At 35.2% G+C, this 15,303-nt stretch carries 12 protein-coding genes; 8 read left to right on the forward strand and 4 right to left on the reverse strand.

The window, feature by feature from the left end:
- Nucleotides 1-571 precede the first annotated feature (571 nt).
- Nucleotides 572-1,342 carry a methyltransferase domain-containing protein gene (locus tag AC3IS6_RS15395; protein WP_489160620.1) on the forward strand — a complete coding sequence of 257 codons (771 nt, stop codon included), beginning with the start codon at nucleotides 572-574 and terminating at the stop codon, nucleotides 1,340-1,342.
- 53 nt (nucleotides 1,343-1,395) lie between these two features.
- Here the strand turns inward: AC3IS6_RS15395 and AC3IS6_RS15400 are convergent, their stop codons facing one another.
- The gene (locus tag AC3IS6_RS15400; protein ID WP_489160621.1) at nucleotides 1,396-1,989 is read right to left on the reverse strand and encodes a hypothetical protein; all 594 of its coding nucleotides are present in this window, start codon (nucleotides 1,987-1,989) and stop codon (nucleotides 1,396-1,398) included.
- Between the two features lie 465 nt (nucleotides 1,990-2,454).
- Here AC3IS6_RS15400 and AC3IS6_RS15405 point away from each other — a divergent pair, with 465 nt between their 5' ends.
- Together AC3IS6_RS15405 and AC3IS6_RS15410 are read left to right on the forward strand one after the other, a co-directional pair.
- Nucleotides 2,455-2,874, forward strand: coding sequence for an OsmC family protein (locus AC3IS6_RS15405; RefSeq protein WP_489160623.1), 420 nt, complete (start codon nucleotides 2,455-2,457; stop codon nucleotides 2,872-2,874).
- 238 nt (nucleotides 2,875-3,112) lie between these two features.
- Nucleotides 3,113-3,910: an alpha/beta hydrolase gene (locus tag AC3IS6_RS15410; RefSeq protein WP_489160625.1), complete on the forward strand. Its 798-nt coding sequence runs from the start codon at nucleotides 3,113-3,115 to the stop codon at nucleotides 3,908-3,910.
- 220 nt (nucleotides 3,911-4,130) lie between these two features.
- On the opposite strand, the gene AC3IS6_RS15415 is transcribed toward AC3IS6_RS15410, so the two are convergent.
- Nucleotides 4,131-5,159 (reverse strand): hydrogen peroxide-inducible genes activator, encoded by a 1,029-nt coding sequence (locus AC3IS6_RS15415; RefSeq protein WP_489160627.1) that lies wholly within the window; start codon nucleotides 5,157-5,159, stop codon nucleotides 4,131-4,133.
- 303 nt (nucleotides 5,160-5,462) lie between these two features.
- Between AC3IS6_RS15415 and AC3IS6_RS15420 the strand changes: the two genes are divergently transcribed.
- The 3 genes from AC3IS6_RS15420 (at nucleotide 5,463) to AC3IS6_RS15430 (ending at nucleotide 9,869) form a co-directional block, all read left to right on the forward strand.
- Nucleotides 5,463-5,885, forward strand: coding sequence for a DM13 domain-containing protein (locus AC3IS6_RS15420; RefSeq protein ID WP_489160629.1), 423 nt, complete (start codon nucleotides 5,463-5,465; stop codon nucleotides 5,883-5,885).
- A 2-nt stretch (nucleotides 5,886-5,887) separates the two neighbouring features.
- Complete coding sequence (locus tag AC3IS6_RS15425; RefSeq protein WP_489160631.1) at nucleotides 5,888-6,790, forward strand: hypothetical protein; 903 nt, start codon at nucleotides 5,888-5,890, stop codon at nucleotides 6,788-6,790.
- 241 nt (nucleotides 6,791-7,031) lie between these two features.
- Nucleotides 7,032-9,869, forward strand: a complete 2,838-nt coding sequence (locus AC3IS6_RS15430; protein WP_489160633.1) for a M16 family metallopeptidase — start codon at nucleotides 7,032-7,034, stop codon at nucleotides 9,867-9,869.
- 172 nt (nucleotides 9,870-10,041) lie between these two features.
- Here AC3IS6_RS15430 and AC3IS6_RS15435 read toward each other — a convergent pair whose 3' ends face one another.
- Nucleotides 10,042-10,842, reverse strand: coding sequence for a helix-turn-helix domain-containing protein (locus AC3IS6_RS15435; RefSeq protein WP_489160635.1), 801 nt, complete (start codon nucleotides 10,840-10,842; stop codon nucleotides 10,042-10,044).
- A gap of 184 nt (nucleotides 10,843-11,026) precedes the next feature.
- Nucleotides 11,027-12,022 carry an SDR family NAD(P)-dependent oxidoreductase gene (locus AC3IS6_RS15440; RefSeq protein ID WP_489160637.1) on the reverse strand — a complete coding sequence of 332 codons (996 nt, stop codon included), beginning with the start codon at nucleotides 12,020-12,022 and terminating at the stop codon, nucleotides 11,027-11,029.
- A gap of 563 nt (nucleotides 12,023-12,585) precedes the next feature.
- Between AC3IS6_RS15440 and AC3IS6_RS15445 the strand changes: the two genes are divergently transcribed.
- On the forward strand, nucleotides 12,586-14,322 hold the full coding sequence (locus tag AC3IS6_RS15445) for an ATP-binding protein (protein ID WP_489160639.1): 1,737 nt from the start codon (nucleotides 12,586-12,588) through the stop codon (nucleotides 14,320-14,322).
- 47 nt (nucleotides 14,323-14,369) lie between these two features.
- Complete coding sequence (locus tag AC3IS6_RS15450) at nucleotides 14,370-14,990, forward strand: response regulator (RefSeq protein ID WP_489160641.1); 621 nt, start codon at nucleotides 14,370-14,372, stop codon at nucleotides 14,988-14,990.
- Nucleotides 14,991-15,303: the final 313 nt, after the last annotated feature.

The raw sequence follows: 15,303 nt of genomic DNA on the forward strand, positions 1-15,303 counted from the left end.
TTTTAAATTGAGGTGTTGCTTCTAAACCTTTTGTATGTTCTGTTCATTCAGCATAGCCCGCAGTTTCAACTGCGGGGTGCATTGTTAGGGGGGTGTATTGTGTTTCTGAGGTTGAAACCGCAGGCAATGTTTGGATATTCGATAGTATAAAATCTCTATTTTTTATTTGTTTAGATCAATCGCGTCGAATGGGACAATTAGATAATTTGAAGATGGCGTTTTAGATTAAAGAAAGTCATGAAAAATAAAAAACGTACTCGTTTGTAAAGAAGAGCGTATTAATACTATTTAAAATTAGTTCCGCATTGAAAAGCAATATTTATTATCCGTAGTCTTCTAAGAAACTGTATAGCTTTTTAAAACCTGTTCGGTTTGTATCTTTTTTAATTAAAGACAAACTACTACAGAACAGTATGCTTTTACCAAAATCCGTATAAGTACGCATTGTCAAGTCTTTTTTTATTGTTATATCTTTCCTTTGAGAATTTTGTATCTTAGTCTTTATTAACGTGATTTTATTTTGATCGCAGTTTCTTTTCGGGATCAAAACAAATTATAAAATAAGAAAGCAATGCCTTGGAATCCAGAAATCTATAATAAATTCAAAAACATTCGATATCAGCCTTTTTATGATTTGGCCAATTTTATTCAGCCTGAAAACGGAATGAAAGCCATTGATTTAGGCTGTGGCACGGGAGAGCAAACAGCTATTTTGGCCAATAAATTTACAGAAGCAGACTTTTTGGGAGTTGATTCTTCGGCAGAAATGCTGGAACAGTCAAAGGCCTTGGAGACAGATAATCTGCATTTCAGAAAAGCGACTACAGAGGAAACCTTAGAGTCAGGTGAAAAGTGGGATTTGATTTTTAGCAATGCGGCTTTGCAGTGGTCGGATGATCACGAAGCGTTATTCAGTAAACTACTGAAACAGCTGAATCCAAAAGGACAGTTTGCAGTACAAATGCCTGTTCAGCCGGAAAACAAACTTAACAAAATTCTTTTAGAATTGGTTCAGGAGGAGCCTTTTGTATCTTATCTCAAGGGCTTTAAAAGAGAATCCCCGGTTTTGAGTATCGATGAATATGCCCAGATTCTTTTTGATGGCGGATTAGAAAATTTAGAGATTCAGCAAAAAGTATATCCGATTATTGCAAAAGATCATGAGACGCTTTTTAGTTTTATTTCAGGATCGGCTTTGATTCCGTATACAGAACGTCTGGAAGGAGAGGAGAAAGTCGTTTTTATTGAAACCTATAAAAAAAGAATAGCGGAAGGCTTTCCCAAGCTTCCCGCCATCTATTCTTTTAAAAGACTGTTACTTTATGGCCGTAAAACGGAATGAAATAAGGTTCTTAGTATGTTAGCAGCCTAAGTTTTATAGTTGCAAAGAAAGTTTTATTCTTTGTAAAGGATAATAGTTGCTTTGTAACCTTTACCAACATTCCACTGACTTGCTTCTATAACTTTTCCTTTATCATCATAAACCTGAAATTCGGCTGTATTGGGTGAAGCGGAACCTTCGTTTAAAGCTTCAAAGTCAATCTTATTCATTCCTTTTACCAAAGTAATTTTAAAGCCCTGATAATCTCCATTTAAACTTACTTCAGGTTCTATCACTTTATCATTCAGATATACTCGTATTTTATCACCGTCTACAAAAGCAGCGTCACGGTAACGAATGGTAGATACCGCTGTATTGGTTACAAAACCTCCTAAATATTCATTTCTTCTGTAAAAGATGCCTTCAACATTGGCTTCCGGTTTATAAAGACTATTGTTTTTGTACAAATCCTCGGGATTTATTTTTAAAACGGTTGGTTCTTTTGGAAGCGGAAGATCCGGATTTAGCGGAGTTTCGGTCGGAGGCGGAACGTCTTTTAATTCAACATTTTTAGAATCAATGGGCTTGTATTTGCCATTCACTTCTTTCTGCGCATATCCGTGTAAGGAAGCACCAATTAGTATAAATGTCAATAGTATCTTTTTCATATTGTTTTAAAGTGTTAATTCGGACATCAGATGAATGTATTGATGTCGGGATAGATAACATTCAATGATAGGTATTTATTGCATTTGCTGAAAGTTAATTATTCATTAATATTTCTTAAAACACAGAATATCAGATATAAAGTTATGACTTTTTCAGGTATTCCGGTACGTTTTATTAAGAGTGGATCCTCTTTTTTGCCTTTCAAATGCGATATTTTTTTAAATGCTTGAAAATAATTGTCTAAAAAAGTAACCAATAAGCTGTTATCTCATGGGTATGGATAGTTTCGATTGAGTTCCTATAATCAGTACAGAGTTTGAGAATTTCAGAGCTATATTATAAGTAAAATTTATAATGATGCAAAATTATCAATTTGATTTATAGTAATACCCGCCATAAATTTGTCTCATCAAATCAGAACAACGGTTTGAGAATTAAAATTGATAACATTAAAAACTTTAGTCATGAAATTTACAAGAAACGCAAATGCAAACTGGAAAGGTACGGGAATGGAAGGAAAAGGAACCATTACTACACAAAGTACAACTTTAAACAATGCTCAACTCTCTTTTAAAACCCGTTTTGCCGACGGAGTAGGAACTAACCCTGAAGAATTGATCGCTGCAGCACATGCAGGGTGTTTTACAATGCAGTTAAGCTTTTTATTATCGGAAGCAGGTTTTGTTCCCGAAGATCTTAATACTACTGCCAAAGTAACCTTTGAAGATGGTACAATCACCTTAATTACTCTTGAACTTACGGGAGCAGTTCCGGGGATTACCGCAGAAGATTTTGAAGCAACAGCTCAGAAAGCAAAGGAGATTTGTCCCATTTCAAAATTACTGAATACAGAAATTGCCTTAAACGTGTCTTTGCTATCTTAAAAAATAACGATCAGTGTAGTTTCTAACAATATATACTAACACATAGAAACATAGAATTTAGGAGTAACAGAGCATGTTAAAAAGAAATAAATTTCTTCCACAAAAACTACTCTGTGTCTTAAAAATAAGTGAAACGTCTTTTTTGCAAGTACAAAATCTATGTTCTTATGTGTTAGGATTAATTACATCTAAATAGATTATTTTAATCGAACAAACAACATCTTAAAAAATAAAAAATATGAAAACAATTAGTTTAAAAAGACAATTGAATCGCGTATTCATGTCTGCCGCTTTAATTTTAACTTTTTTAGTATCAACAATTTCAGTTGCGCAAACAGCGCCAACAAAGATTAAAAATGTAGTATTGGTTCACGGAGCATTTGCAGATGGTTCCGGATGGAGAAATTTATACGACGTACTTTCAAAAAAGGGATACAAAGTAACGATTGTTCAAAATCCATTAAGCTCTCTGGAAGATGATGTAGCAGCGACCAATGTAGTATTAGACAATCAGGATGGTCCGACAATTTTGGTAGGACATTCCTGGGGAGGCGCAGTAATTACACAGGCGGGTAACCATCCTAAAGTTGTTGGATTGGTATATGTGGCAGCTTTTCAGCCGGATAACGGAGAATCGGCTTTACAATGGTTGCAAACAGCCGCTCCTGCTCCCGAAAATGGTGTGTTGCCTCCAAACGATAAAGGTATAGTGTATTATGATGAAGCTAAGTTTCATGCCGGATTTTGCGCAGACATTAGTAAAGAAGAAGCGGCTTTTATGTATGCCTCACAAGGTGCTTTTTACGCAAAAGGTTTTATAACACCAATCGCCAAAGCGGCATGGAAAGATAAACCGGCCTACGCAGTAATTGCGACACAGGACAAAAGTATCGACCCATCTATTCAGCGTGCGATGTACAAACGTTCAAAAACTAAAGCGACTGAAGTAAAAGGAAGCCATTGTGTTTTCATGTCACAGCCAGTAGCCGTTGCCAATGTAATAATTGGTGCTGCTAAAGATCTAAGCGGAAAATAATAAAATCTTATAGAATCTGTACAATCTGTACAATCTGTACAATCTGTACAATCTGCACAATCTGCACAATTTGCGAGAAAACAGGTTTGATTATTTTAACTTGACGATGTGTTTTTTTTGGTTTCCCATTGATCTTAATAATTGAAGCATTTTTCTAAATACAAAAGCCAAAGTACTGCAAGGTATTTTGGCTTTTTTTGTATTGATTCCCGATAGCTATTTATCGGGTAGTAGCTTTAATAAAATATGGAGAGTCGTTCCATCTTATTTTGCGGTAGGCAAAGTTTTGCTGTAACGATTCCGGCAGGCAATTCCAGATCGCCTCATTCATTTTTTCCAGTAATAACTTTTTAGAAAAGGTATCCGACACCACCAGACTTATCTCGCGTACCGGTTTGGGATCTTTGAAATGTTTGAAAAGCCCTGTTTCAGCATCATTAATCATCGAAAGTTCGGGAATTATGGCAAACCCTAATTCTGCCCGCACCAGGTTTTTTAAAGTTTCAATCGAGCTGATATCATAACTGAACTGTTCTTTTATTTTCCCCGTACTTTTAATATCACAAATATCCAGAAGTTGGGCATTGTAACAATATTCGTTTTGCAGTAGAAGTAATTCGGCACGGTCCGAGGGCTGTAATTCGTAGTGTGTTGCTGTAGCCATTGGATGTATGGTATTCAAATAAGCTACAAAAGGTTCTTTAAAAACTGGATGTTCGATCAAATGAGGATTTCCGGTAGGGGTTGCCATTATAGCCACATCAAGAGCTCCTGTCATTACATCATTCATTAGTTGGCCTGTATTGGCTTCCTTTATAATAAATTGCATTTTGGGAGTGGCTTTTTTCATCGCCTGAATAAAAAGTGGAATCAGATAAGGGGATAAAGTCGAAATGATACCAATTTTGACCTCACCTTCAAGTTTGTTTTTCTCATTCACCACAAAATCTCTGATTTCGTCAGCTTCCCGAAGTATTTTTTTGGCGCGGTTTATAATTTCGGCCCCAAGAACTGTAGGGGTCAAAGGCACTTTGTTCCGATCGAAAATTTTAATTCCAATTTCTTCTTCCAGATTTTTTAACTGAATGGTTAGTCCGGGTTGTGATACCATACAAACTTCTGCAGCTCTGGCGAAGTGACGTTCGTCGTCTAGTGCTACAATATATTTTAGCTGTTGAATTGTCATCGTGATTGGTATAATGGATATAAAAGTAACCCGTTGGATGTAATTATTTTTAAATAGAAACATAGATTTAACACTTTCAAAAAAGGCGTTTCACTTATTTAAAATACACAGAGACCGCTCTGTGTTAGAAACATGTTTCTTTTGTATTTTTTTACACACATAAAACCTATGTCTATGTGTTAAATGATTTTTTTATAATGGGTTAAAGATAGAAAAATATAAGGGATCACTTAGGTATTTTTCCAATCTAAGCAGCAGAAAAGGTAAAACACAAAAGGAGAATATCGAAAATATGCAGGATATGTAAACTAGCCGACATTAAGGAAGTGTAAGAGTGAGTAAATTCGAATTTCTAAACGATATAAAATGAGAACGATATTTACTTTTATTACCATTTTAATGCTCTTTGGCTGTGAATCAGAAGGAGAATTAACCCGTGAAAAAATTGGCTCGATCGTAGTTTCTTCAGAAGCTACTTTATTGTTTTCGGGAACATTTGAACCCGAAGGAGGCAATAAGGTTACAGGTACCGCCCATATTTACAAAGAGGGAGACACGTACAAATTGTCGCTGAAGGATTTTAGCATTTCCAGCGGCCCTGATCTTAAAGTTTATCTTTCTAAAACCAACAGGCCGGAAAGTTTTGTAAATCTTGGAAGTTTAGGATCCGGAAGTTCACAGAGCTATACGGTTCCCGAAGGAGTCAGCTTTGCAGCCTATCCTTATGTATTAATTCATTGTCAGCAATTCAATCACCTTTTTGCGGCTGCTGCTTTAAAATCTAACTAATTATGAAAATTAAATTTTTAATTGTTTTATCCTTGTTTTTTGTGTTCAATCCTGCCAGAGCACAAGGTTGTAGCGATGCCGGTATTTGCAGTATAGGAAGTTCGTTTAACGAAAACGACGCAAAGAAAAACAACAGTATTGAATTTGCTACGATTCTGGGTAAAGGAGATGCCGATGTCAATTATGTGTCGGGGTATATTGGTTATAACCGAATTTTTAATGAAAAATGGTCTGCAAATGCAAAAGTAACGTCTTCTTATGCAAATGGAAGTTTTGGAGGCAGAGGCTCGCTTGGAGATGCTTTTTTAACAGCAAACTATGCACCGGTTGTGACAGGCTCTTATAAATGGAGTTTTACTTCGGGGGTAAAAATTCCCTTCAATCAAAGTAATCTTAAAATAAACGATCATCCTCTTCCAATGGACTATCAAAGTAGTCTTGGAACTTTTGATTTTTTAGGAAGTGTTAATTTAAACTATAAAAACTGGGACTTTAATTCGGCCATTCAACTGCCTGTGATTAATATAAATGCAAATTCGTATTTCAGCGAATATTCAGGTACAGATGATTTTGTGACCACCAATTTATTTGAAAGAAAACCGGATGTTCTTTTACGAGGAACCTATACCATAAATACAGCCAATCATAAGTTTTCATTCAAACCAAATTTGCTTTTGATCTATCATTTAGGAAAAGACACTTATGAAGATATTTATGGACAAAGAAAAAATATTGCAGGTTCTGAAGGACTTACAGTTAACGGGAATCTTATTGCGGGATATCATTTTGCGTCTGGAAGTAGTATCGAAGCCTCAGTTGCAACGCCTTTTGTGGTGAGGGAAGTCAGACCAGACGGACTTACCAGAGCATGGACAGCAGGTGTGAGCTATAAAATGTGGTTTTGAAAAAATATGGATGGTGAACGAAGTATAAATTGGCTGAACAGACCAAGTGCCGTAAAGAAATTTATTGTGTTAAATAAGTAACGCAAATTTTTTCTTACATCATTTTTATTTATTTTGCGCGAACCACAATCAGATGGACTAAAAAAGAATTGTACCTGTACTTTGACAAAGATGCTTCTAAGTAGGAGGAATACTTATATTTTCAACTGATGTGGAATAAAATATAAAACCATTACTTTAAATGCCGAAATCAAAAATGATGAAATCTGTACATGCTCTACTTTTACACGCTCTGTTATTATTTATTGGAATTGCTTCCATAAATGCGCAAAACTACAAACCTACTGATGCCTTAATTGGAAATAAAACTCTTAAAAAAGGAGTATTATCCAATGGCATGACGTATTATATTTATCCGACTGCGGTAAATAAAAATACAGCAAGTTATTATATTATTCAAAACGTAGGCTCTGTTTTAGAGAATGACAATCAGAAAGGATTGGCGCATTTTCTGGAGCACATGGCTTTCAACGGAACTAGAAATTTTCCCGGAAAAGGAATTCTGACGACTCTGGAAAAACAGGGAGCCGTTTTTGGAAATAATATAAATGCTTACACCAGTTTTGATGAGACGGTTTATAATTTTGATAATATTCCATCAACAGATCCTAAAGTCATTGATACTGCATTGCTGATTTTGCACGATTGGTCCCATTCATTGTTACTAACCAATGAGGAAATTGATGCCGAACGTGGTATTATTGTTGAAGAATGGAGAACGAGACAAAACGCATCAACTCGCATTTCTAATTTATTCAACCCTTATTTGTACAACCATTCGCTGTACGCAAACCGTGTTGTTATTGGTGATATGGATATTGTAAAACATTTTGATTACACTTTGCTACGAGATTTTTACAAAGAATGGTACCGTCCCGATTTGCAGGCAATTGCGGTTGTTGGGGATGTGAATGCTGAAGAAATTGAGCAAAAAATAAAAACGTTATTTGCGGATATTCCGAAAGCTAAAAACCCGAAAAAACGTTTTGAGGTAGCAATTCCCGATCATGAGGAACCTTTTTTTAAGTTAGCCCTTGATAAAGAAATAACGAGTTCGGGTATATCTTTTAAAATCATTCAAAATGGCGCTTTTAAGAGTCAGACTTTTGCCGATCTACAGCAGTTGATCACAAGAGTAATGGCATTTTCAATGCTCAATGACAGATTGAATGAATTAGCACAAAAAGAAAATTGCCCGTTTAAAAATGCGGAAGTTTACTATTCTGATTTTACAAGAATGAACGATGTCATGGGAATGGAAATTGCTCCAAAACCGAACAAACAGGCAGAAGCTTTCGCTGCAGTTATGGATGAGTTTATACGTGCCGGAAAATTTGGTTTTTCGGAAGGTGAAATCCAAAGAACCATTACAGCCATTATTTCTTATTTTGAAAATTATATCGAATCAGAAAAAGAAATTCCACATAGCAGTATTGTCAATAGTATAAAATCAGAATTTCTTTCACACCAACTGGCTACAGATTCTAAGAGCAAGTTTGAGATGATAAAAGTTATTCTGAAAAACATCGATTCGAAAGCTTTTCAGGCCGAATTAACTCGGGGATATACGTCAAAGAACAGAGTAGTGACCGTTGAAGGTATGGAAAATGAAACCAATCTAACCAAAGAGAGCGCATTTGCTATTATTGCCAAATCAGAAAACAATCCTGATTTAAAGCCTTATGAAGACAGCTTTAATGATAAATCACTGCTGACTGATGTAACGATTGTTCCGGGGAAAATTACTGCTGAAAAGGAAAGTAAAGAAATCGGTGCTACCACCTATATGTTGAGCAATGGTGTAAAAGTACATTACAAATTTGCAAATAAGAATGTAAGTGATGTGCAGCTGCTTGCGGAAAGCTTTGGGGGAGCATCCTTATATGATCCAAAAGATTTACCATCGATATTTGCACTAAATGGTTTGGCAGATGCTTCAGGTGCGGGAGCATTCTCTAGTATTGATCTGGAAAAAATACTGACGGGAAAGGTTGTCGGTACGGGAGTTAGTGTGGGAGATTTAAGTGAAACGGTTTCAGGAAGCGCTAAAGTAAAGGATCTTGAAGTGATGTTACAATTGGTACACCTGCGTTTTGTAAAACCACGTTTCGATCAGGAAATTTTTGATATTAAGAAGTTAAATCTTCAAAATTATCTGGAAAACAAAGACAAGGATATTAATGGAAAAATGACTGATAGTATTAATGCGATCGTTTATGGGAAAAATAATCCAAGGATAAGACTTTTGGACCAGCAGTTTATTGATGATTTGTCTTTTGAAAGAATAAAAGCAATCTATAAAGAACGATTTTGTGATGTTTCTAATTTTGAGTTTTTTATTGTAGGCGACGTAACGCCGGAAGTTCTGAAACCGCTATTAGAAAAGTACATAGCCAGTATTCCCGGTATAAAAAGGGAAGAAACATTTAAAGACAGAACACCTGTATGGAATTCCAATAAAATCAACAGAGAAGTTTTAATTAAAATGGAAACGATCAAAAGCACGGTTAATATTCAGTTTGAAAGCGATTTTAAATACACTTCCAAAAATGCTGTTTTGACCGATATGCTGAGCGATATTCTGACTTTGCGTTATACCGAGAGCCTTAGAGAAAAAGAAGGAGGAACTTATGGTGTGCAGGTAAGTGGAGGAGCTTCGAGATTTCCAAAAAATACGGTAGCTCTATCTATAAATTTTGATTCAGATCCGATCAAAGTAAACACTTTACTTCCTATAGTTTACGACGAAATTGACAAAATTAAAAAAGGTATTTTGGTAAAAGAGGATATTGCGAAAACCAAAAGCAATTACTTAAAATCACGGGAAGACAGCAAAAATTTTAACAGCTACAGTTTGAGTTTATTATACAATTTTTTCCAGTATAATATAAACATGGATGACCCTGCAACTTATAGAGATATTGTAAATAGCATCACTGAAAAAGACATTCGGGAGTTTGCTAATGCATTTCTAAACAAAGCCAAATCCTACGAAATTGTTTTTAAACCATTGCAATAATTGGAACAAATCTAAGAAGTATATGCAATAAAATCTTATCGACTCTGTCCAATCTGCGAGATCTGCGAGAAAAAAAAGATGTTCTGACACAGTGACACAAAGGTTTTTCATCCCACAGATTTAAAAGTGCTCTGCACTATGTAATTTATTCAATCTGCGAAGGGAAAAAAAATTAAGTTAATGAGGTAGGCGTGTAACCAAATTGCTTTTTAAAGGCATGTGAAAAGTGAGAAAGATTTTCAAAGCCTACTTCGTAGCAAATATCAATTGTTTTTTTCTGACTGTTGGTTAATTGATAGTGCGCCAGTTCCAGCCGTTTTTGTGTCAGCCATTTTTGTGGAGTGGTATTAAAATACTTCCTGAAGTCTCTGTTAAAAGTAGAAAGACTTCGTCCGGTTAGATAGCCTATTTTGTCGAGAGGCATGTTGAACATAAAGTTACGCTCCATAAAATTCACTAAATCAATTTTGCCGGGTTCTTCAAAATTGGCCAGTACATTGTCAATGTTTTTGTCTATGGTTCGAAGAATACTAATCGCTTCTGTTATCTTTAGTGCGGCAATATTCTCAGGCAGTTCTTTCATATCAAAGTACGGAATTAAAGAGGAAAGGCAGCTTTCTAATAAAGGATGATTGTTGTAGTGTTTTATTTGAGAATGCGTGATTGTTTTTGGTTTAATATCGAGTTGGGCATAAAATTCCCTCAATTTGGCTGTAGACAAATGCATCACTACGGTTTTGTGTGGCTGACCGTCTTTTGGATAATTTATTATAGTCGCCAATTGATTTCTTGGGATGAGAAAAATATCTCCTTTCTTAAAAATATGAACACCATCTGTTTGTACAATCTTGGTTTCACCTGAAATAAACCATACCAGCATATGCTGATCGAACATGATATCCGATTTAAAAAAGCGATCCGAATAACAAGATAGTTTAATATCCGGGCTTATGTATTTTGCTTCAAATTCCATTGGTTTTTAGGATTAAGTTTCCTTGTTGGGGGTAATTTCCTTTTTTGAAAAAACAGCCTTTCAAATTTAGGAAAATTATGTGGGTAAGGGTTCTTTACTTTCTGACAATTCCTTTTATTCCGAAGTTACCGTTGGTTAGTTGCAGTAACTTCTGTTGTTTTCTGAAATTAAGTTTTGTTTTTTGTTATTCAATTTTAAAGGAAACCTGAGTCATTTTTTCGCTTAGATCCCACAAACGTTTGGCATTATCTTCGTCTAAAGAGTATAATTTTACTCCGGGAGCTACAGAAGATTCATGAGCAATTGCGGCGATTTCAACATCTTCGCAATACACACCTCCAATTGAATCCAATAGCGGACTTGTAGCACACCACACAGTAGTAGCAGCTCCTTGTGGAATGGTTTTTAAATTGGCAAGAATCTCCGGCAGAATAGTTCCGTCCTTATCGCAGAAACCCATTTTTTGAAACAGTTCTAAAGAGGCTTCCCGGGCAAGTTCAGTTCCATTTATAGATCCCGGATGTAACGAATAGGAGCGAACACCAAATTCTTTTCCGCGATTGTCTAATTCGAGAGCAAATAAATTGCTGGCTGTTTTAGATTGTCCGTAAGCCTGTAAAGTTTCGTATTCGTTATTAATAAAATTAGGATCATCAAAATTGAAAGGAGCAAACTGATGGCCCTGAGACGATACCTGAACGACTCTTGCCGATTTGGCTTTTTTCAGTGCGGGCCATAGTTGTGCTGTTAACTGAAAGTGTGCCAGATAATTTGTTGCCAGCTGTGATTCGATACCCTGATGGTCACGACGAAACGGGACCCACATAATGCCGGCATTATTGATAAGGAGATGTAAAGGCCTGTTTGATAGCAGAAATTTTTTGGTAAAGGCAGCAATAGATTCGGAATTCATTAAATCCATTAATTCCAATTCTACATGGGGTATATCTGCCAGATTTTTTTTTGCTTTTTCCAGATCTCTGGCCGGTACAATAACGGTTGCTCCAGCTAAGGCAAGAGTTTTGACTGTTTCTAATCCAATTCCGGTATTTCCGCCCGTTACTATGGCTACTTTGCCAGTAAGATTAATGCCTTTGATGACGTCGTTTGTGGTAGATTTTGCATTAAATCCTGAACCGATTGGCTTTTGAAAAGTTCCCTGATAATTGTTCTGTTTCATTTTTAGTGATTTTTATGTGAATGTTATAGGGCAAAGTTATCCTGAAGTTGAATGTTGGACTTTGTTTAAAATGTCACTTTACTTTGTTCAGAATGTCATTCATCAAGAACGATCTTAAACCGAAAGGGGATATAAATTTAAAAAGTAAGATTATATTGATTTATGGGCCAGGACAGGGTTAAATACCGTGTTAATTTATGAACTTCATAGTTTCATAAGGGATGACGACCATTTTATTTTGATTAAAATCATTTATTTTAAGAATTAATAGCAATTCATTAGGTTGTTATTGATAATTTTGCCACTGTAAATTTTAAATGGATGTGGTTTGAGTTGTGAAAAGATTTACTTTTAAAAAAATGTAAGTTAGTTTTATAACTGCAGAGACTTTACCGAAACACATCCGGAAGTATTTTTTTCTTCCTAAAAACGTTTTTTGAATTTCTTTGTTTATTCAGCTCTACGTGGCTAAGGCTTTGGTAGTGCTGTAAAATTGACTGCTGCTTTGTTATTAAAGGAGCAAACATTACATCTGAATAACGACTTTAATTCATTAATTTTTTATGTTTTTACACCGCATTTCCAATAATTGTATAAAGTACTTCATTCTTGCATTTTTAGTAGTTTCATTCCATTCCCAAGCTCAGGAAGTTACGCCTCAGATTAAACAATTAGATGAAAAATTAAGAAGTTTAGATACCCGGAATCAAACAGACAGTATCAGTTATTTAATTGATAAGCATTTAGCAAGACCTAATTTAAATGTATTTGAGCTCCAGTTGTTGTATTTTTTTAAGGCTAATTATTATAAAATAATAGGAAGATCTTCTGATGCTATTATTTATTTGAATAAATCTATCATACTGAAGGGTGAAGGAAAGGAATCACAGAAAATCTATTACAAAAGTTTATATATATTATCAGATTTGCTTTTTACACAAAAAGAGTATAAAAAAGCATTCTATTATGCCAATTTATGCCAGAGTAAAATTTCCCCAACCGACAGCCCAGGTAATTATATTATTCTGCATTTGATTATTGGATACTATTATTATATCAATTACGACCACAAGAGAAGCATGGAAGAATTTTTGCTCACAGAACGAGTGGCAAAAAAACACAATCCATGTAAACTGGCAGAAGTATATGTCAAAACTGCCCGTATTTACAGCAGGCAAAATAGAATAGAAAAAGCAAAAAAAGCAATTACCGAGAGTATACGAGTGGCAGACAGCTGTAATGATTTAGAGAATAAAATCAATGCTTTACGAACCTTAAGAGAAATCATGGTCGAGCAAGGGGAGTTTGAGGCTGCTCATAAAACATTTGAAAGACTGGATCGATTGGTAGGAATCGAGGATATGAAGATCAGGAACAGTAGAATAGATTCGTTTGAAATCGCTAATAAAATCAAGTTGAAAGAGCAGCAGAATATTAACCTGAAAAGAATCAACGAAAGCAAAGAGGAGCGTTTGCAGAAACAAAAAATTGCTCTTATTGCTTCTCTAATCGGAATTACACTGTTAATCATATTATTGTATTCGATTGTAGTATTGACCAAAAAACAACGAAGTACCAATGAAACGCTGAGGCTGCAAAAAGAGCAAATTGAAATAAAGAACAATGATCTGAAACGTCTTAATTTATTGCACCAGAAGATTTTTACGGTCATCTCACACGATTTTAAGGAACCTATTACAACCTTAAAAATTTTATTAGACAAAGAGGAAATTCTTAAAAATGAAAATAAGATTGTGTCGACCTATGTGAAAGCAATAGGACAGCAGTTAGAACAATCGGATGCCATGCTTACAAGTTTACTGGATTGGGCAAAGATGGAGCTGATAACCACACAGTCAGGTTATAGCGAGATTATGCTGTACAATAGTATCAGTGCGGCCTGCAAGGAATTATCACATCAGTTAAAAGCCAAGAATATTACAATCGATCTTAAGGTTTCAAAAGGAACAACCGTTGTGTTTAATTCTGCCGTTTTAAGTATTGTATTACGAAACATTATCAATAACGCGATTAAATTTAGTTATGAAGATAGCATTATAACCATTGAAAATAACAATCATGAAATCATAGTAACAGATTCCGGTAAAGGAGTCGAACAAAAAAAGATTGACAAATTGTTTAAGCAGAAAATAAATCCGGGCTTGGGTACTAACCTGGAATCGGGGTTTGGAATTGGACTGTATTTGTGTCAGGAATTAATGTTGAAAAACAAAGGAACTCTTGCTGTTTTTAACAATGAATCAACAGGTTGTACGTTCAAAATTATCTTGCCTAAATAGGGAAAACCGCTATTTACTTAACAAAAATTTTGTCGCTAATTTGTAACATGATACATATTGCATTTTTTGAAGATCAGCCTATAGTCTGTGGTGGTCTTACTAGTTTTTTTTCCAATCAAAAAGATTTGGAAGTTCTTTTTTACGCAACAAATAAGCAAGATTTATATCTTAAAGTTCAGCAGCATTCAGGATTAGATTTAATTATTGTTGATCTGATTGCAAGTGATGTGCAGGGGCTGGAAGTCTATGAATACCTTCATAAAAATCATCCTGATTTGCGAGTAATTGCTTTTACCTCTCTTTCGAGTCCCATATTAGTCGAAAACCTATTGGCTATGGGCGTAAAAGGTTACGTTAATAAAAACCAGGACAGTGAAGATCTTTTACAGGCCATAAAATTAGTTTGGGAAGGCGGAGTTTATCTGCCGGACGACTACGCATTTTTGTCCAAACAAAACAGGGTAGGTACAGCAATTACGCTAACAGCCAAAGAGCTTACCATTATGCAATATATCATTAGAGAATTTACTACAGCTGATATTGCCAGCGAATTGAAACTTTCGGTCAATACGGTCGAAAATCACAGAAAAAATATTTTTAGCAAACTCGATGTGAGTAATGTTGCCGGTATGGTGCGCGAGGCGTCAAAATTGGGACATATTAACTAGAGTGAAGTGATGGTTTAGGCCAATTCGGCCTGAATGCAATCGCTACAATTTTTGAATATCAAAGGATATTCGAAAAGTCTTTGTATGGAATTTTAATTATATATTATATGGTGAATTTTACTTTTTTTAAAACACGGTTTTTTGTTAGAAGAAGCGCTCTGGAGGAGGGTTTCTTAATCTCTTTTACTTCGCTTGATTTTGATGCTTTTATCCGAAAAAGTAATCGTTTTTCATCCGATACATTTATTAAAAATCTTTTTTTTAAACTGATGCACGCTCTACAGCAACAGGAATTAAAACTGCATTCAAGTTA

This window comes from Flavobacterium sp. KH_035 (assembly GCF_057839565.1).